The following is an 18,403-nucleotide window of genomic DNA, read 5'->3' on the forward strand; positions in this document are numbered from 1 at the left end:
TATGTTTTTAAAAAATAAATTTTATGTCGCGTCTTTGCTTGCGGTAAGCACGGTTTTACTTTCTGGCTGTGTCACTGGTCCAAATGCGCAAAAGACGGCATTAGCTGATTCTCAAGTCACCACAGCAGCAACGAATAATTCACAGCAAAATAGTAAGGCTGATGATTCTTACCCTGAATCTCAGAACGTTTTAAATAATGCTTTAGATCGTTCACCAAATGCTGTTGAGCAGCAAGGTGTTGCGCCGCTAAATACTTGTATTAAAGAACTCAGTTCACTGAAAACGCTATCACCAGAAAGTTATAATCGCCTGGTAGGATCATTTAAAGAAGTGAGTGAAATTAATCAGCTGTACAAACAAATCGAAGCAACTGCTAGCCCAGATACCATTGAGCTATTGCAAATGGCTATAGAATCTAAAACAAAAGTTCTTTGTGCTAAGGTGCGTTACAACGCAGTGCTATCAACGGAATCAACTTTGCAGAAAATTAATGGATTATGAGACTTAACCTAAGGCTTTGTGTCTCTTTGGCACTTTTTTCGACATGTTTTTCAACAGCTTCCTACGCGGAGCGTTTTAATAATGTCATAGATGACTTTGATACTTACCTTCAATCTGAAAATGAAGGTCAAAAACCAAAGCCACGACCTGTCGAAGTACCACTGAGTGTTAAATCACAAGCCCAAGGTTATGATGTCTTATCCTCTCTTTCGCCAGTTCCTGTGCCGAAAGAAAGCCGTCAAGTTACGACGGGTAAAGCAAAGAACACTAAAGAGAAAAAGGTGGCTCAGCGATCATCGAATGCGGTGACGTCATCCCAATCTCAAAGTACAAAAGCATCGGTATCAACGCCTGTTGAGCCTACAACACCAGTTCAAGTAACAGAACCAGCTCAAGTAGCAGGCACAGAAAAACCTGTTATCGACGTCTGTTCGTTGCCTTCTGAGTCTCAATCTTACCAGCCTGCATCTTCCTATTTGCTACAAGGTAGTCAATGGAATCCTAAGTATTTGGCGAAAGATTTTGCCAAATACCAAGTCATTATTGATCCTCTTGGCTTATATTCTTCGAGTTTGACGAAGAAAGCAGGGACTGATAACTCAGTCAATCTGGCTCAGTTGGCAAAACTCATTGAGCAGCAGCAATTAAAAAATCTGTATCGCTTTGGTGTTGCTCAAGGCGTTGGTGAGCTTATTTCGTACAATAGGCTGTTAACTGATAGTCAGTTAGTCACTAAGCTGACTAACTACAATAAAGACATTGCTGAATTAAATCGCATCATTACTGAAAAGCAAACGACGATAGCTAAACTCAGTGATGACATTGCAGCAAGTAAGTTGCAAATTGAGCAATTACAAAATGTTGTAAAATCTGTTGATAATAAAGCTGTTATCGATGGGTTGAACAATGAATTAACCAAATCGCAGAAAGTGATTGCTGAAAAGCAAGCTAATCTGGATAACCTTACCAAACAAAATAGCCAGTCATTAGACACTATCAAACAGTTGGAAAAACAGCTGAGTGATGGCGTGATTGAAGCGACAAATGCGAAAAAACAACTTGCCGACAAAGACAAGCAAGTCACGGATGCTCATCAGCGCATTGAGCAATTAACCTCCGAGATTGCCAAACTACAATTTGATGCGAAGCAGCAATTGCAGTCATCCGGCAATACGGATGAGCAGTTGAAATCGGTGAGTGCCAACTTAGTACAGCAAGAAGCCTTACTGAAGCAGCGTGAAGATGAGTTAAAGCTGGCTCAATCGCAAAAAAGTGATGTCCAATCCGCACTGAAGCAACAGCAAGATGCGGTTAAGCAGCTTGAACAACAGAATCAGCAACTGGCTGAGCAAATGAAGCAGCAGTTGGCCGACAAAGACAAGCAAGTCACGGATGCTCATCAGCGTATCGAGCAATTAACCACTGAGATTGCCAAACTACAATCTGATGCGAAACAGCAATTGCAGTCATCCGGCAATACGGATGAGCAGTTGAAGTCTGTGAATGCCAACTTATTACAGCAAGAAGCCTTATTGAAGCAGCGTGAGGATGAGCTTAAGCTGGCTCAAACGCAAAAAAGTGATGTCCAATTAGCACTGAAGCAACAGCAAGATGCGGTTAAGCAGCTTGAACAACAGAATCAGCAACTGATAGATAAAGTAAAACAAAAATCTGCGGTAGAAGCTGAATTAGCCACCTCTAAGCAGCAGCTAGCTAAGGCTAATATAGACTTGCAAAACGTGAAGCAAGAGCTGGAAAATAAAGCAGTGTTGATGGCTCAAGCTAGCGACAAACAAGTTAAAGCTTTATCTGAGCAAAATCAGAAGCTCTTGACTCAACTCGCTGAAAAATCGCAGCAGAACGACAAAGCTCAAGCGACATTGGTTGAGCAAACTGCCAAGTTAGTACAAAAAAATGCACTGGATGTTGAGTTAGCAGAAGCGAAGAAACAACAGGCGACTCAGCAAAATGCTCATGAAAAAATAGCTAAGCAACTGGCAGATAGCCAAAATCAGTACGCACAACTACAAGCGCAGCTAGCATCGAATGAACAAAGTTATGCGGATGCGAAAAAACAGTTAGCGCAAGCAAATACTGAAGTGCAAAAACTGCGTGCTGAATTAGAAAAACAGACTGAGCTTGCAGGCAAAGATACTGACCTACAAGTCAAAGAATTAACGGCGGAATTGAATAAGCAAATTAGCTTACTCAAAGGCCGAGAAGAAGCTTTAACCAAGTTAGATCAAGAGAATAAAGGCATTCAAGATTCGTTAAAAGCGCAACTGTCTGATAAACAGCAGCTAGAGTCTCAAAATTCTCAGTTGTTGTCACAAGCCAAAGAAAAAGAAGCATTGATTGCTAAGCTTGAAAGTGACATTGCCAATCGCAACAAACAGCAAGCTGAAATCGAGCAAAAGTTGCTAGAAGCAAACAACCAACTGAATGCGTTGAAGTTAGATGCTGAAAAATTTAATGCAGAGAATCTCTCGAAAAAAGATCAGGAATTGCTTCAACTTAAGAAACAGCTCGATGAAAAAACAGCGGCGGATAACAAATCTAAGCTGGAGCTTGCTAGTGTTCAAGATAGTTTGAAGAAAGCAAAAGATGAGCTGGCATCTTTGAAAGCATTTTCAACGGATGAGGGATTGAAAATGCAAATTAGGGATCTCAATCAGCGCGTGACTCAGTTGCGTGAAGAGAATGAAGCATTAAGAGCGAGTAAAAAAACATCTACAGGTAAGACGCCGACCATTATCCAAATCCCATCTGCGGATAATACGACTATTGCTAAAGAGAATGAAAAGCGGAATCAAAAGATCCTGCAGGATATAAAACAGCAGAAATACAGTAAGTTAGATAACTATACTTACTATAAGGTTTTACAAAAAGGTACGCCAATTACAAATGTGAAAGATAAGAAAATCACATTGATTATGCGTGAACAACTCACCGATGGTAAGGTGACCGTTATGCATACAGAGAAAAATCCAATGGTGTTACCTTATGATCAACTTCCACCACCGATGAACTCGTTCGTAGAAAAAGTGGGGGTAGGCGGAATGGTCAAAATTTATATTGAGCCTGAAGGTGGTTATGGCCCAGACGGTATTCCCGGTGAGGTGCCGCCAAATTCGATGTCAATTATTGATTTGAAAGTGATTCAAGCGAACTGATCAATAAAGATGCTAAATAGAAAGAAGGGCTTACTTAAATAGTAGGCTCTTTTTTTATTTCCAACGGTATGTGGGGTTGCCTTTCTGTCAGTGTAGCTAAGACATCAATCCTATACTGACAGGGCATATAACGTGAGGAAGGTATTAGGCGGCTTTGCGCGACCTACTGGGGGTATAACCAAAGCGTCTATGATAGCTTTGAGTAAAGTAAGACTGACTTGAAAAGCCAGCTTCCATAGAAACTTCCACGATACTCATCGACGTATTTATCAATAATTGATGTGCATACATGATGCGCTTCTCACTGATCCAAGAACGTGGTGATGTCGCATAAACAGTATGAAATAGCTCTTTGAATGTTGTTAAGCCCATGCCAAACGTTCTGGCAAACTCATTTAACTTCCACTCTTTTAAATAATTATTTTCCATGAAGGTCTGCAAACGCTCAGCTTGGCGATTACTGAGTTGTCGTAAATTGGACAATAGGGTTGCGCCTTGCTCACTGTAGGATAATAACAAGAGTAGCTCATTAATCCTTAATTTAAGAATCATTTCCGGGTACTGAGTTTGAATAAATGACTCTAAACTATTTTTTAACTCATTAATTAATGGGTTTGTTGTAAATTTAATGATGTCTTTTGCAGCGCTTTCAGTGCGCTCGATCTCACTTAATTGAGAACCATAGTGAGATAAGTACTCGCGTAAAAACTTATCATCCAATGAGATCCATAAGAATTCGCCGTCTAATGCATTACTCTCTGTTTTAAACGAGTATGATCCCTGTTTGTGATAGAGAATATCACCTTCATGCAGGCTTTGATTTGCCGCAGGGGTTTCTAATAAAATCGCCCCTTTTTCTATGATGATAAGACCTTTAGAGGTTAAATCGAGTATCGCATGTGGGTTATTTTTATCTATGCGAACTTTTTTTATCACCTGATGACTTAATTTGCTGTTCATGGTAGCACCTTTATTAAAATTAGCTCTTTAAGTAATAGTCGAAATTAAATGTCAACTTTTTAACTTCTATTGATATAAAAAATCACTATAACTTTGATGATTAAAATTATATGAGCTGTTTTTTTATATGTCATATCGTAAATTAAAGTATTAATAAATGTTTCGAAATATGGTTTTTACGATTTATTCGCATATATTCATCGGTTATTTCGAGTAACTCATTTAGTGTTCTATTCGTTTATTCTGATGGTTACGGGTAACTATAGTTTTAAATTCTAACTTTATTCAATTCTATGGATTTAAATATTTTATGTTTTTTTACGCTTTTTTGATGTTTTTTTGACTTTTAAAGGTAAGTAGTCATTATTTGTGTTTTATCATAAATAATAGCGATGTAAATTATTTGGGATACATTCGTTAAAAGTATCAATAATGAATTTTTCTAATGATTTTTATCGTTAGTCTCATTATCAATTAATAATTTAAATTAATAAGATTTAATATTTTCATTAAAAAGCTCAATTTAAGTCAAATATTGAGATTTAAATCTCATTTTTAACATGTATAGGTTTGAGTTATTGATTTTGGCTTTTTTATAAATATGGTTTTTGGTTATTAATTTTTATTGGTTACTAATTTTTATAAGAACGTCATTTTTAGAGAGGGGAATATTGATGATGTGTTTAAGTAAATAGACTTTATTTGTCAGAAACTGAATATCGGATCTGTGATGTTTTAAAAAGTGATAAAAAACCAATAGAATAGTAAAAATAAACCGAAGATTTAGACGAATAAGTAGTGGTTAAATATATTTAACATTTACATGGGGGGATTTAGTTTCTACAGGATCACTCTTCTATTGGCTTGGTAAAATATTTTGCACTTAGAGTTATTTACCTCTATTAGATGTTATGCGTTGCCTTGGTGGTAATTCAGGGACTGGCTTTTTATCATCGATGAGATGACGAATTGCTAAGATGGGATGGCAATAGAGCATTTTGGGGCCGGCCCAACGCATAATCACTTTCATTTGCTCTCGTTGCTTCGGTTGGTAGCAGTGTATAGGACACTGTTTGCAAGCTGGTTTTTCTTCACCATAGCGGCATTTTTTTAGGCGTTTAATCGCATAGGAAAAAAGTGTTTGGTAATGTTCAGGGGCGTCTTCAGGAGCAGGGTGTGCCTTTTCATAGATTTTTATCATTTTCTCTATCGTTACGATTTCCCGAGATATTCTTTTACCCACCATCATCGTTTCCTCACAATTAAAGATACATTTAATATATATCTTTAAGGTAACTATTCATAGGCGATTAAATCAATATAAAAGCATTTTTACCTCCAGTAATAGCAAAAATGGCATAAGAGAAATTTCTTATGCCATTAACACTGTATTATCGCCAGTTGTATAACCGCTATCTTTATTGGAGCTTAATACACTGAAGCTAAGGCTCCAATGTACTTGATAAAGTAAGATTAGCTGTAGTTTAAAGGCACCTTATCGACTGGTTTGCATTATTCTCTGCATTTCATCTTTTAGATGCAGTTTTTCTTTTTTAAGTTTGGCAACCTGTTCGTTATAGCCGGCACCGGAAGGACCTTCAAGCTTGCTAATTTCTTTATCTAACTGGTGATGCTTCTCATAGAGAGATTGAAAGCGGGGATGTGTGGAGATTAATTGTGAAACTAAATCTTGATCAGCAGATAACATACTACCTCCTCAGAATGAATTAAGCCTCACTATCAGTATAACCATTGATTGTTTTATGTACATATTGAAGGGGGGGATTTACATAATTTTTATTAATTTTATGATCCTTATACTAATATTAAGTATTATCACTAAAGGATTAATGAGTTATCTATATTTTTGTAATTAAGAATCATCTATAGTGATTAAAGTGGTTGAATTGACCTACTATGTATTAAACCCTAGTTTTTAATGTTGTTATTTTTTTACCAATAGGAATTTTATGATGAAAAAAGCGATTTTGTCTGTAATGGCTGCGGTGGCAGTGTCTTCTTGTGCAATGGCGACTGAAGATTTAGGAAAGATCGCGCCATACCCGAAAGCAGAATCAGGTATGACTCGTCATGTGATCCAGCTTGATACTCAGCAAAATGAATATGACTACATGGTTGAGCTGGTTATCGGTAAAACAATCAAAGCGGATTGTAACCGCCAATGGTTTATGGGTGACTTAGAAGAAAAAACCTTAGAGGGTTGGGGATATAACTACTACAAATTAGACGAAGTCAAAGGACCTGCCTCAACAATGATGGCTTGTAGCGAGCCTGCAAAAGATCGGTTTATTACCACTCAGTTAGGTGATGAAGCATTTGTTCGTTATAACAGCAAACTCCCAATTGTTGTTTATGCACCAAAAGATATGGAAGTGAAATATCGTATCTGGTCGACAGACGATAAATTAATGAACTCTACTATGAAATAATGCATTAAAATGCCGCGTCAGTTTTCTATGATGCGGCATTTTTTATTTTGTAAGCTTTAGATTAACGAACGACAAACACGGATGTTTGTGCATGACGCACAATGGCGGATGCTGTCGAACCTAATAAATAGGTGGATGTGCTTGGATGATGAGAACCGACGACAATCAGGTCGGCATTAATAGTTTTAGCATAGTCTAAAATTTCGTCTTTTGCTGAACCAATGCTTACTTGACATGTAATTTGAGAACTTGGAATTTTAGTCTCTTTGATCACTTCTTCTAATGCCCGCATCGCGAGTGTTGCACGCTCAGCCGAATTTTTATGGCTTTCAGGTAAAATAGCGACTTCAATACCAAAAAATAGTTCTACACTCGGGATCACCGAGAAAAAGTGAATCTCAGGCTTACCCAATGTTGCCAAATATTCCACATGTTTGATGATGTTTGAATTTAAATCATCTTCTAACAGATCAATAGGAACCAATATTTTCTTATACATAGCCACCTCTTCATTTGTTATTTTAATTTGATTATATACCTATCATTTTATAAGTCATATTACACTTATGATTTTGTGATATTGGATTCATAGGAGCATGGCTATCTAATAAAGATAAATCTACACTCTATCTATAATAGAGACTAGGTTAGTCATGAATACCTTCTATTTGTGGCTTTTATCTGATTAGAGATAGAAAAATAAAGAATAATCATTCTCAATCAATGTAATCAATTATTTACAATTTATTATGGGACATTTAACAAATAATATGAGAGTATCACCATACTTAATTAAGTTATTGAAAATACAATATATTTAAATGATAATTGTTTTGCTTTTCATTAAGAAAATAAACTATGCATAAACATGAAATCCCAACTTCCGGGAAAAATGAATTCGAACTACAACAAGAGAAATTTAAAGCCGCAAAAAAAAGTACATTGATCAGTGTGGCGGTGAATACGCTGTTGTCTATTTGGCAAATTATTGTCGGTATATTTTCCCACTCATCAGGCTTAATTGCTGATGGTATTCATACACTTTCGGATTTAATTGCAGACTTTGTTGTCCTTATTGCGAATAAAAAAAGTCATAAAAAACCTGATGCTGACCACCCATATGGCCATTTTCGTTATGAAAACGGGGCTTCCCTTATTTTAGGGATTATTTTGTTGATCGTTGGTGTCGGTATGGGCTGGTCTGCGGTCGAAAAAATGATTAACCCAGATTTAATCCCCGAAGTTCATACGATTGCATTAGTTGCTGCATTAACGGCTCTGGTTGCGAAAGAAGGCTTATTCCGCTACATGCTGCATGTGGCAAATAAAGTGAATTCGAGTATGTTAGTGGCGAATGCTTGGCATGCACGTTCTGATGCTGCTTCTTCATTAGTGGTCGCTATCGGGATTATTGGGAGTTTATGTGGTATCCGTATTCTTGACCCCATTGCCGCTTTAATTGTGGGGACATTCGTTTTCCGTATGGGATTCAAATTCACTTATCAGTCTATGCAAGATTTAATGGATAAAGGAGCAGATGAAGAAACGCTCGAACAAATGAGCGATGTTCTTCGAGGTATTTCGGGAGTTAAAGGATTCCATGATTTGAAAACACGCAAATCTGGTGACTTTTTCCTTGTAGATGTCCACTTAGAATTAGATGGCCAAATGACAATTCTAGAAGGGCATGATATTGCAGTGAACGTACGGAAACAGTTAATGAAAAATCCACAAATACTGGATGTTATGACCCACTTAGACCCTTACGATAAAGATTGTTTGCATTGATTCCTATTTAAGTATTAAGCATTTTTGAAAAAGCTGACGTATTATGCGCTCAGCTTTTTTCTTTTTACGTAATCGAGAATTCGTTTTATTATTGTTAAATTATGTTGGTTACACGATAAGCGGAAATATAAGGAATATTAGGGAAAAATGCAGTTTACCAAGCAACAACGTCATACTCTACGCACACCGAAGGTCGTTGCACTCACAAATAAACAGGGAATGAAAATTATTTTGAGTAGTTTAGGCGCCAGCTGGGTGAGCTGTATATTGCCGTTGGCGAGTGGTAAACGCGATATCATTTTAGGTTCACCTAATATGGCCGCTCAAATGGAACAGCGAGTTTATTTTGGTGCAACGGTAGGGCGAGTCGCAAATCGCATTGCAAACTCCACTTTTGACCTTGAAGGTCGTAAATATCAACTTGCGCATAATCAAGGCGCACATTGCTTGCATGGTGGGCGTGATAACTTCAGTTATCGAGTGTGGTCAATCGCTCAGCCTGATCAGCAGCAAGCGATTTTTACCCTTGTCTCTTCTGATGGTGACCAAGGTTTTCCGGGGGAGTTAAAAGTTGAAGTGCATTATGAGCTCACTGACGATAACCAAGTGCTCATTAACTACCGATATCAATGTAACCAAGATTGCCCTGTTAACTTGACTAATTACACCTATTTTAATCTTGCGGGTGAACAGTCGGATCGCACTGCATTTGAGCATGACCTCCAAATGCAGGCAGCATATTTCTTGCCACAGGATAGTGAAGGGCTCCCAACGGGAGAATGGCGAGAAGTCACTGACACTTATTTCGACTTTAGGCAAAAGAAACGTGTTGGCTATGATTTTTTACAAGATGAAGAGCAGCAAGCGGTAGGTGGATACGACCATACTTTTGTGTTTGATGAGTCAGTGGTCGATGGGCGACAAATTGTGGCGACACTGGGCTCTCCCAATGGTGATGTGCAAATGAATATAGTGAGTACGTCACCTGCTATCCATTTGTATACGGGGAACCATTTAATCTCTGTTTTAGGTAAAAGCAAAACCTATACGCCATTTTCTGGGATAGTGTTGGCTCCACAATACCCATTTGATGGTTTAGGGCATACAGAATCAGATGGTAAAAACCCTATTATTGCCAAAGCTAATCATATTTATACCAGCCAAACTCGCTATCAATTTATTTTTTAGTATCATGTACGGGGGGCTATGATCCCTCGTAATGATCTCTTTTATTTTATTCGGAATGTTAACTGTGACTTCATTTGCTGAACTAAATGCGCTTCCTGCGGAGCAACTCTCCAATCTCAATGAATTGGGTTTTTTAACCATGACCCCAATTCAAGAAGCGGCATTACCCGCTATCCTTGCAGGCAAAGATGTGCGAGCCCAAGCTAAGACGGGGAGTGGGAAAACGGTTGCTTTTGGCCTAGGGCTATTACAACGTATTGATGCAAAAAACTTTAATACCCAATCCCTCGTTTTATGTCCAACAAGAGAATTAGCGGATCAAGTCGCAAATGAATTACGCCGTTTAGCGCGTTATATTCCTAATCTCAAAATTTTAACTTTATGTGGCGGTGTACCTTTTAGTGTTCAGCGCGATTCGTTAGTGCATGCAGCGCATATTTTGGTGGCAACACCAGGGCGTTTGCTTGACCATTTACATAAAGAAACGGTGCGGTTAGATCATTTACAGACACTGGTACTTGATGAAGCCGACCGTATGTTAGATATGGGTTTTGCGGATGATATTGACGCAGTAATCTCTTTCGCGCCAGAAGATAGACAAACACTTTTATTCTCAGCAACATGGCCGGATAGCATTGCAGCAATTAGCCGACGCATCCAAAATAATCCACAAACCATTGAAATCAATTCTGTTAATGAATTACCTGATGTGGAACAGCAGTTTTATGAAGTGTCTCGACATGACAAAATTGACTTACTGCAAAAGCTGCTAAGCCGTGAACAACCGGCTTCTTGTGTCGTGTTCTGTAATACGAAAAAGGATTGTCAGGCTGTCTATGATGCTTTAATGGACAGCCATCAAAGTGTCCTAGTATTGCATGGTGATATGGAACAGCGCGATCGTGATCAAACCTTAGTTCAATTTGCGAATGGTAGTAGCCGAGTCTTAGTAGCGACGGATGTGGCGTCTCGAGGTTTAGATATTAAAGCACTGGAAATGGTGATTAACTTTGAGTTGTCTTGGGATCCTGAAGTGCATGTGCACCGAATTGGTCGTACAGCTCGTGCAGGACAAAGCGGTTTAGCGATAAGCCTATGTTCACCAGAAGAAGCTCAACGCGCAAATGTGCTCGAAGAGATGCTTAACATGAAGTTAAATTGGCTGCCAGAGCCAACAGGATTGCGCATTACACCATTAGAAGCCCAATGGGCGACCTTATGCCTAGATGGTGGTAAAAAAGCGAAAATTCGTCCTGGGGATATTTTGGGTGCATTAACCGGAGAGGTTGGTCTAGAAGGGGATGATATTGGTAAAATCGCGATTCACCCCATGCATGCTTATGTCGCTATTAAAAAATCAGTGGCGAACAAAGCGTGGAAGCAATTACAGCAAGGTAAAATCAAAGGCAAATCAGTGAGAGCGAGATTGCTAAAGTAAATTCCTAGACTGACATTTTTGAAGCCCTAGTTGAGCAAACTGGGGCTTTTTTATCCCTATTACAATCAAAATAAGAAAATAAAACTTAATAATTTACTTTGATATTATTTCGTCTGTTTTATTCTTACTACGATTTCTGCGAAGCGCCTTCCATTCATTTTATCGAGTTTCTTTTTTTATTTAATCTACTTAATTTTTTGGTTATAACAGCCATGTCCTGCATTTAATCGGTTATTTGATTTTTATTTTTTTAGAAAATGAGTTTTTCTTAATAACCAGAGGGTTGAGTTTTTTTCTTAAAGTAAGGAGATTTGTTTTGTTGACATGGACGATAAGAACGAGGATTTTGTTTGACGATTGGTTAGAAATTCAAAACTATCAAGTAAAAAAGAAGGTACTTTCGATGCTTTTGATTCTTTCTGAATATGGGCCTCATTTAGGGCGTCCTTATGCAGATAGATTAAAACTTTCTAAATTTATTCATATGAAAGAACTCAGGATCCAAGTTTCGGGGGTACCCATTCGAGTCTGTTTTGCGTTTGATCCAAGAAGTTGTGGAATTGTGTTATGTGCAGGTAATAAAAAAGGTTGTGATGAAAATCAGTTTTATATCAAGTTGATTAAATCAGCAGATGCAGAATATGCATCCCACTTAGTGAAACCGGAGGGATTATGGGTACGTTAAGCGAGTTATTAGAAAAATGTTCACCAGAAATGCGTCAAGAAATTGATGAAGAGGTGGCGAAGTTAAGGGAAGAAGTGATGGCGTCATTAGTACCAGCGGAAAATATTGCCACGGGACAAGATGATATTTCTTCACTTGTGCCACAAATGCCATAAACCGTGCTATTTGTGATGAACAGACAGTCAACGGTATTCGATAGCGTGGAGCCTTTGACTGTCTGTAAATCAAAAAAATAACAAAACTAAATCACCCATAAATCGAGAAACTCATTAACAGGCATATTTTCAAATAATGGTTTATCCAGTGCAGCAGCTAAAATTCGCAACTGCTGAGTTTCAGGGAACTGACGCGCTAAGTTGGTTCTGAATTTCTTAAGCAACAGCGGCATACCTTCTTGGCGACGACGTTTATGACCAACGGGATATTCAATAACCACTTCGTCCAAAATTTGCCCATCTTTTAATGTGATAGTGAGCCCATTGGTGATAGAGCGTTTTTCAGGGTCATGGTAGTCCTGTGTAAATGTAGAGTCTTCGTGACACTGCATCTTGGCTCGCAGCGCATCAATTCGGCTATCTTGAGCGACACTGTCCTCATAGTCAGAGGCGGTGAGGCGACCAAAAATAAGCGGGATTGCTACCATATATTGAATGCAATGATCGCGGTCTGCCGGGTTCTGTAATGGGCCTTGTTTATCAATAATGCGCACGCAAGCTTCGTGGGTACGAATTGAAATAGACTCGATATCGTCAGAGGTTTTTCCCATTGAACTAAGTTGTTCATGCAATTGTAAAGCAGCTTCAACCGCGGTTTGAGCGTGAAACTCTGCTGGGAAAGAAATTTTGAACAACACATTTTCCATCACATAAGAGCCGTAAGGTCGCTGGAATTTAAATGGCTGACCACGGAACAGGGAGTCGTAAAAACCCCATGTTTTTGCGGTTAATGCGGTTGGATAGCCCATTTCACCTTTTTGTGCCATAAGCGCCAAGCGAACTGCACGAGAGGTGGCATCACCTGCTGCCCATGATTTACGGGAGCCAGTGTTTGGCGTGTGTCGATAGGTACGCAAGCTATGACCATCAACCCATGCAAGAGAAACCGCATTGAGAATTTGCTCACGGGAGAGTCCTAGCATTTGAGCAACGACGGCGGTTGAGGCCACTTTGACCAGAATGACATGGTCAAGACCAACTTTATTAAATGCGTTTTCGAGGGCGATACAACCTTGAATTTCATGAGCTTTGATCATGGCGGTGAGGACATCACGGATCACTAACGGTTTTTTGCCCTTAGCGAGATTTTCACGGGAAAGCCAATCGGCAGTGGCTAAAATACCACCGAGGTTATCAGAGGGATGTCCCCATTCCGCGGCTAGCCAAGTGTCGTTGAAATCTAACCAGCGGCATAAGGTTCCAATATTAAATGCCGCTTGGACTGGGTCTAATTGAAATTGTGTTCCGGGAACTTTGGTGCCATTTGGGACGTGTGTACCTGGGACTATAGGGCCTAATAGCTTTTTGCAAGCTGGATATTCAAGGGATTCCATGCCACAGCCTAGGGTATCCAGTAAACAATAATAGGCAGTATCGTATGCCAACGTTGAAGTGATGGGAAAATCAATAACATAATCGACAATATCCGTCATCACTTTATCAAATTGAACATGTGGAGCCGTTTGAGTTTGCGTGGTCATTATTTTTACCTTAATTAGCGCTGTTCTATGGGAACAAAAAGCTTATTTTCTGGGCCCGTGTAGTTTGCTGAAGGGCGAATAATTTTATTATCTTGGCGTTGTTCAATCACATGCGCTGACCAGCCGGCAATCCGCGCGATAGCAAATAATGGGGTGTACATTGCAGTCGGAATGCCCATTAAGTGATAAACCACAGCAGAGAACCAATCGAGGTTAGGAAACATGCCTTTCTCACTCTTCATGACCGATTCAATATGATCGGCAATGGTGTACAAATGCCGATTCATACTTTGCTCTGAAAGCTGTAGAGCAACGGATTTAATGATGGGATGGCGAGGATCCGCCAAGGTGTAAACAGGGTGGCCAAAGCCGATAATGACTTCTGAGTTTTTAACTCGAGCCACGATATCTTGTTCAGCTTCCTCGATAGAGGCATAACGCTGCTGAATTTCTAATGAAACTTCATTGGCACCGCCATGTTTTGGTCCCCTTAATGCCGCAATGGCACCGGTAATTGCGGAGTAGAAGTCAGTACCTGTTCCGGCAATCACGCGAGCGGCAAATGTTGAGGCGTTAAACTCATGTTCTGCATATAAAATAGAGGCGATATGCATGAATTTTTCCCACTGAGCTGGCGGTTTTTTACCGTGTAACAGATGCAAAAAATGGGCGCCAATGGAGTTATCGTCAGTCATGGTTTCAATGCGGCGACCATGGTGACTAAAGTGGTACCAATACAGCAAAATGGAACCCAGAGAGGCGAGTAATCGGTCGGCAATATCTTTAGCGCCAGCGACGGTATGCAGATCTTTTTCTGGCAACACGCAACCCATCATTGAAACTCCAGTACGAATGACATCCATCGGGTGAGTATTCGCAGGGATGGATTCTAAGGTTTGTTTCACATTCGTCGGCAAGCCTCTTAAAGGCTTAAGTTTTTCTTTGTACGCCGCCAGCTCTGTGCGGTTAGGAAGCTTATCGTGGATCAGTAAATAGGCCACTTCTTCATACTCACATTGAGTGGCTAAATCGTGGATATCATAGCCCCGATAGTGGAGGTCATTACCGTTTCGACCTACGGTACAAAGTGCCGTATTGCCTGCGGTAACACCTGATAAGGCGACTGATTTTTTAGGTTTGAATCCTGTACTCTTAAGTTGCTCATTCATCATTGATTCCTTGTAGGGGACAGAGGAGATTACAACTTGCTCTATTCACGGTTTATGGAGTGATTGGAAAGAAATTAGCGTTTTTTATTTTGTGAAAATAACGCATCCAGTTTTTCTTCATACTGATAGTAATTAATGGATTTATAGAGCTCTTCACGAGTCTGCATAAGTGGCACGACATTTTTCTGAGTGCCTTGCTGGCGTAAGGTGGTGTACACCTGTTCAGCGGCTTTGTTCATAGCGCGAAAAGCAGAAAGTGGGTACAGGGCGATGGCGATGCCAACACTTCGTAGCTCATCCAAAGTAAATAGCGGCGTTTGACCAAATTCAGTTAAGTTAGCTAATACAGGCACTTGCGTATGTTGAGTAAATTGCTGATACATGCCTAACTCAGTAATCGCTTCGGGAAACAGCATATCGGCACCCGCCTCGATGTAAGCACTTGCTCGCTCTAAAGCGGCCTCAAGCCCTTCAACGGCTAGCGCATCAGTGCGTGCCATAATGACAAAATTTTCATCTGTTCTGGCATCGACAGCGGCTTTGATTCGGTCAACCATCTCTTGAGTCGACACAATTTCTTTATTAGGACGATGACCACAACGTTTTGCGCCAACTTGATCTTCCAAGTGCAGCCCAGCAGCACCTGCTTTCGCCATCGATTTGACGGTACGGGCTACGTTAAATGCGGAGGGGCCAAAGCCAATATCCGCATCCACCATTAACGGCAAATCACAGACATCAGTAATTCGACGAATATCAATCAACACATCATCCAGCGTAGAAATGCCTAAATCGGGGATCCCTAATGAGCCAGCAGCAACGCCGCCACCAGACAAGTAAATGGCTTTATAGCCAGCTTGTTGAGCTAGAAGTGCATGGTTTGCATTGATAGTGCCGACCAATTGAAGAGGGGATTCACTGTTAACGGCATCTCGAAACTTTTGACCTGCGGAACGGCTAGACATAAACACCTCAGAGTTGGTTAATCAGTTGTAAATGACTTTCACTAACTATGTGACTTTATTAACTATAGTTAGATAGCAATTGACGTGCCAGTACGGAAGGAAAAACAGAAATTATTATTAATCCTTAAATATCAATAGGATAAAAATTTTTATTTTTATGTGACAAGAAAGCCATTTTTTAATCAATGGATTGGTGTGTTTCATTGGGTCGATGTATTGTTTCATGAAACAAAGGTGAAACATCAAAGTGCTAAGCAAACCCAAGCAGAGCAAACTCAGTGGAGAAGAACAATGGAAAAGCCCATTATTTGGACGGTGTCAGTGTCTCGTCTTTACACGTTATTTCGTGATATTAGCCCTGAATTTAGTGCACAAGCAGACATCACTCCACTGAATATCGGTTTTGAGCAAGCCGCAGAAGAAGTTCGTCGCCGTTTAAAAAAAGGACACTGTGACGCGATTATTAGCGCAGGCTCTAATGGGGCTTATTTAAAAAGTCATGTCTCGGTTCCCGTTATTATTGTGAACATTAGCGGCTTTGATGTGATGCAGGCCTTGGCGAAGGCTCGGGAAATTAGCCATAAAGTCGGCATTATTAGCTATCAAAAAATTATCCCTGCGTTAGAGCAGTTTCAACATAGTTTTGGATTACAGATTGAACAGCGCAGTTATGTCACTGCCGAAGATGCTCGAGCACAACTAAAAGCACTAAAAGCCATGGGGGTAAACGTTGTTGTGGGGGCGGGATTAATTACGGATCTCGCTGAGGAAATGGGTATGACAGGGATTTTTATCTACTCTACACAGACCATTCGACAAGCCTTTTCTGATGCTATCGAACTCAGCAGAATGTCCCATCGCCATGTAACTGAACAATCACGTTACCCTCAGCAGAATACAGCAAAAGTTAGACACACGATTAATGACCTGATTGGCTTATCGCCTGCGATGGAGCGAATTAGGCAAACCATTATGTTGTATGCCCGTTCAGATGCTACGGTGTTGATACAAGGTGAAAGTGGCACGGGGAAAGAGATGGTGGCACAAGCTATTCATCACGAATACAGTTTGTTTAATCAGCAAAAACGCAGTAAACAGCAAATGCCGTTTGTGGCGGTTAACTGTGGTGCCATTCCTGAAACATTACTGGAAGCTGAACTGTTTGGTTATGAAGAAGGTGCATTTACTGGTTCGCGTCGCGGCGGTCGTGCAGGGCTGTTTGAATTAGCGAATGGCGGAACTCTTTTTCTCGATGAAATCGGTGAGATGCCGATAGCGTTACAAACTCGGTTATTGCGTGTGTTGGAAGAGCGTTCCGTGGTACGAGTTGGGGGGTATCGACCTCTACAGGTTAACGTTCGTGTTATTTGTGCAACCCATTGTGATTTGGATGAATGGGTAGCACAAGGCAGATTCCGTGGCGATCTTTTCTATCGCCTAGGTGTCCTTCGCATGAAAGTTCCCGCATTATCAGAGCGTAACGAGGATATTTTCACGCTGGCAGAGCGATTATTGAAACTCGCTTTTGCTGGATTACAGCTTCCGCTTCCAGCCTTTAGAGTTCAGCAACTTCTCAGTTGTCGAGACTTTTTTCTCTCCTATTCATGGCCTGGAAATGTAAGAGAATTGCGTAACTTAATGGAGCGTGTTGCGCTCTATTGTAGTGCCTATGCAGATAAAAGCATCAACCCAGACATGCTCAAGATGCTATCACCAGAAAGGCGAACAGAAGTAAATCCGGCAAAGTCTCGGGAAGTAACCGAGACGTTAGAGGAAGTGATGGCAAGGTTTAATGGGGATCGTAAGGCGGTGGCGGAGTATTTTGGTATCAGTCGTACAACTTTATGGCGCCGGTTGTCTTCGTCCTAGTTTTCACTGTGGCTGTGTTGGCTTCACTCGCTAACCCTAGTCACATACTAGTGTATGCTCCTAGGGATTAGCTCATTTGCCGCCTTGCCACAGCAAAAACTAGTTAGAAGACAACTCGAAGTTAGAGGGCAATTATTAAAACAAGATAATAATAATTTATAAAAATGGGTGTTTGGATAATGAATACCACTAATTAAGTATATTGATAAGCTTGAGGCTAATTAATTAGCAAAATTAGTTTTGAATAGATTTCTTTTTAAGAAAAGTGATAAATATATTTTGAAAGAGGGAATAGGAGTAAGGAATTGTGTTTCAAAAAGTAACGATAGGAGTTTTGGTTTTATTGGTTTATCTCATTGATAATAAATGATTTGATTGTTTTTATGGCGATTTTTTAGGGGTTTTTACTGCATAAAAAAACGTGATTTTTCTCACATAAATAAATTTACTAGTCATCATTAGTTTTTCTCATTGTCATTCCCGTCTTGAAAGATCTATATTGCGCTCAAATTAGCCTCAT

The 18,403-nt window shown here is 40.0% G+C and carries 14 protein-coding genes and 2 pseudogenes; 9 read left to right on the forward strand and 7 right to left on the reverse strand.

The features are described from left to right. Nucleotide 1 precedes the first annotated feature (1 nt). Nucleotides 2–514, forward strand: a pseudogene (locus GKR74_RS03645) (hypothetical protein). 14 nt (nt 515–528) lie between these two features. Beyond that, nucleotides 529–3,675, forward strand: a complete 3,147-nt coding sequence (locus tag GKR74_RS17945) for a hypothetical protein (protein ID WP_230089116.1) — start codon at nt 529–531, stop codon at nt 3,673–3,675. Nucleotides 3,676–3,819: 144 nt separating this feature from the next. Here the strand turns inward: GKR74_RS17945 and GKR74_RS03655 are convergent, their stop codons facing one another. The 3 genes from GKR74_RS03655 to GKR74_RS03665 all read right to left on the reverse strand — a co-directional run bounded on the left by GKR74_RS03655 (nt 3,820) and on the right by GKR74_RS03665 (nt 6,343). Next, on the reverse strand, nt 3,820–4,635 hold the full coding sequence (locus GKR74_RS03655) for a helix-turn-helix transcriptional regulator (protein WP_154602569.1): 816 nt from the start codon (nt 4,633–4,635) through the stop codon (nt 3,820–3,822). Between the two features lie 889 nt (nt 4,636–5,524). Next, complete coding sequence (locus tag GKR74_RS03660; RefSeq protein ID WP_154602703.1) at nt 5,525–5,881, reverse strand: nitrous oxide-stimulated promoter family protein; 357 nt, start codon at nt 5,879–5,881, stop codon at nt 5,525–5,527. Nucleotides 5,882–6,130: 249 nt separating this feature from the next. Continuing rightward, nucleotides 6,131–6,343, reverse strand: coding sequence for a DUF465 domain-containing protein (locus GKR74_RS03665; protein WP_036951125.1), 213 nt, complete (start codon nt 6,341–6,343; stop codon nt 6,131–6,133). Between the two features lie 265 nt (nt 6,344–6,608). Between GKR74_RS03665 and eco the strand changes: the two genes are divergently transcribed. Beyond that, nucleotides 6,609–7,085 carry a serine protease inhibitor ecotin gene (eco, locus tag GKR74_RS03670; protein ID WP_154602704.1) on the forward strand — a complete coding sequence of 159 codons (477 nt, stop codon included), beginning with the start codon at nt 6,609–6,611 and terminating at the stop codon, nt 7,083–7,085. 61 nt (nt 7,086–7,146) lie between these two features. Here eco and GKR74_RS03675 read toward each other — a convergent pair whose 3' ends face one another. Further along, complete coding sequence (locus GKR74_RS03675; protein ID WP_154602570.1) at nt 7,147–7,584, reverse strand: universal stress protein; 438 nt, start codon at nt 7,582–7,584, stop codon at nt 7,147–7,149. A 359-nt stretch (nt 7,585–7,943) separates the two neighbouring features. Here GKR74_RS03675 and GKR74_RS03680 point away from each other — a divergent pair. From GKR74_RS03680 to GKR74_RS03700, 5 genes and pseudogenes are all read left to right on the forward strand, one after another. Beyond that, nucleotides 7,944–8,891: pseudogene (locus GKR74_RS03680) on the forward strand (cation diffusion facilitator family transporter). Nucleotides 8,892–9,020: 129 nt separating this feature from the next. Then, nucleotides 9,021–10,061 carry a galactose-1-epimerase gene (locus GKR74_RS03685; RefSeq protein WP_154602572.1) on the forward strand — a complete coding sequence of 347 codons (1,041 nt, stop codon included), beginning with the start codon at nt 9,021–9,023 and terminating at the stop codon, nt 10,059–10,061. 64 nt (nt 10,062–10,125) lie between these two features. After that, nucleotides 10,126–11,499 (forward strand): ATP-dependent RNA helicase DbpA, encoded by a 1,374-nt coding sequence (gene dbpA / locus GKR74_RS03690; RefSeq protein WP_336431293.1) that lies wholly within the window; start codon nt 10,126–10,128, stop codon nt 11,497–11,499. A 316-nt stretch (nt 11,500–11,815) separates the two neighbouring features. Further along, complete coding sequence (locus tag GKR74_RS03695; RefSeq protein ID WP_442959337.1) at nt 11,816–12,184, forward strand: type II toxin-antitoxin system RelE/ParE family toxin; 369 nt, start codon at nt 11,816–11,818, stop codon at nt 12,182–12,184. Further along, nucleotides 12,172–12,339 carry a hypothetical protein gene (locus GKR74_RS03700; RefSeq protein WP_154602573.1) on the forward strand — a complete coding sequence of 56 codons (168 nt, stop codon included), beginning with the start codon at nt 12,172–12,174 and terminating at the stop codon, nt 12,337–12,339. The genes GKR74_RS03695 and GKR74_RS03700 overlap by 13 nt, the downstream gene beginning before the upstream one ends. Nucleotides 12,340–12,425: 86 nt before the next feature. Here GKR74_RS03700 and GKR74_RS03705 read toward each other — a convergent pair whose 3' ends face one another. From GKR74_RS03705 to prpB, 3 genes are all read right to left on the reverse strand, one after another. Further along, nucleotides 12,426–13,880, reverse strand: a complete 1,455-nt coding sequence (locus GKR74_RS03705; protein WP_154602574.1) for a bifunctional 2-methylcitrate dehydratase/aconitate hydratase — start codon at nt 13,878–13,880, stop codon at nt 12,426–12,428. A 14-nt stretch (nt 13,881–13,894) separates the two neighbouring features. Next, entirely contained in the window at nt 13,895–15,049 is a 1,155-nt protein-coding gene (prpC, locus tag GKR74_RS03710) for a bifunctional 2-methylcitrate synthase/citrate synthase (protein WP_154602575.1), read from the reverse strand. Nucleotides 15,050–15,123: 74 nt separating this feature from the next. After that, nucleotides 15,124–16,014 (reverse strand): methylisocitrate lyase, encoded by an 891-nt coding sequence (gene prpB / locus GKR74_RS03715; protein ID WP_154602576.1) that lies wholly within the window; start codon nt 16,012–16,014, stop codon nt 15,124–15,126. A 291-nt stretch (nt 16,015–16,305) separates the two neighbouring features. Between prpB and prpR the strand changes: the two genes are divergently transcribed. Then, a complete protein-coding gene (prpR, locus tag GKR74_RS03720; protein WP_154602707.1) occupies nt 16,306–17,883 on the forward strand; it encodes a propionate catabolism operon regulatory protein PrpR in 1,578 nt (525 codons plus the stop codon). The last annotated feature ends 520 nt before the right edge of the window (nt 17,884–18,403 follow it).

The organism is Providencia sp. wls1914, assembly GCF_009706645.1.
Taxonomy (GTDB): domain Bacteria; phylum Pseudomonadota; class Gammaproteobacteria; order Enterobacterales; family Enterobacteriaceae; genus Providencia; species Providencia zhijiangensis.

Excerpts from the sequence above, each read along its gene's own strand:
- GKR74_RS03655 (WP_154602569.1), bottom strand. The coding sequence starts at position 4,635 with ATGAACAGCAAATTAAGTCATCAGGTGATAAAAAAAGTTCGCATAGAT.
- GKR74_RS03660 (WP_154602703.1), bottom strand. The coding sequence starts at position 5,881 with ATGGTGGGTAAAAGAATATCTCGGGAAATCGTAACGATAGAGAAAATG.
- GKR74_RS03665 (WP_036951125.1), bottom strand. The coding sequence starts at position 6,343 with ATGTTATCTGCTGATCAAGATTTAGTTTCACAATTAATCTCCACACAT.
- eco (WP_154602704.1), top strand. The coding sequence starts at position 6,609 with ATGAAAAAAGCGATTTTGTCTGTAATGGCTGCGGTGGCAGTGTCTTCT.
- GKR74_RS03675 (WP_154602570.1), bottom strand. The coding sequence starts at position 7,584 with ATGTATAAGAAAATATTGGTTCCTATTGATCTGTTAGAAGATGATTTA.
- GKR74_RS03685 (WP_154602572.1), top strand. The coding sequence starts at position 9,021 with ATGCAGTTTACCAAGCAACAACGTCATACTCTACGCACACCGAAGGTC.
- GKR74_RS03700 (WP_154602573.1), top strand. The coding sequence starts at position 12,172 with ATGGGTACGTTAAGCGAGTTATTAGAAAAATGTTCACCAGAAATGCGT.
- GKR74_RS03705 (WP_154602574.1), bottom strand. The coding sequence starts at position 13,880 with ATGACCACGCAAACTCAAACGGCTCCACATGTTCAATTTGATAAAGTG.
- prpC (WP_154602575.1), bottom strand. The coding sequence starts at position 15,049 with ATGAATGAGCAACTTAAGAGTACAGGATTCAAACCTAAAAAATCAGTC.
- prpB (WP_154602576.1), bottom strand. The coding sequence starts at position 16,014 with ATGTCTAGCCGTTCCGCAGGTCAAAAGTTTCGAGATGCCGTTAACAGT.
- prpR (WP_154602707.1), top strand. The coding sequence starts at position 16,306 with ATGGAAAAGCCCATTATTTGGACGGTGTCAGTGTCTCGTCTTTACACG.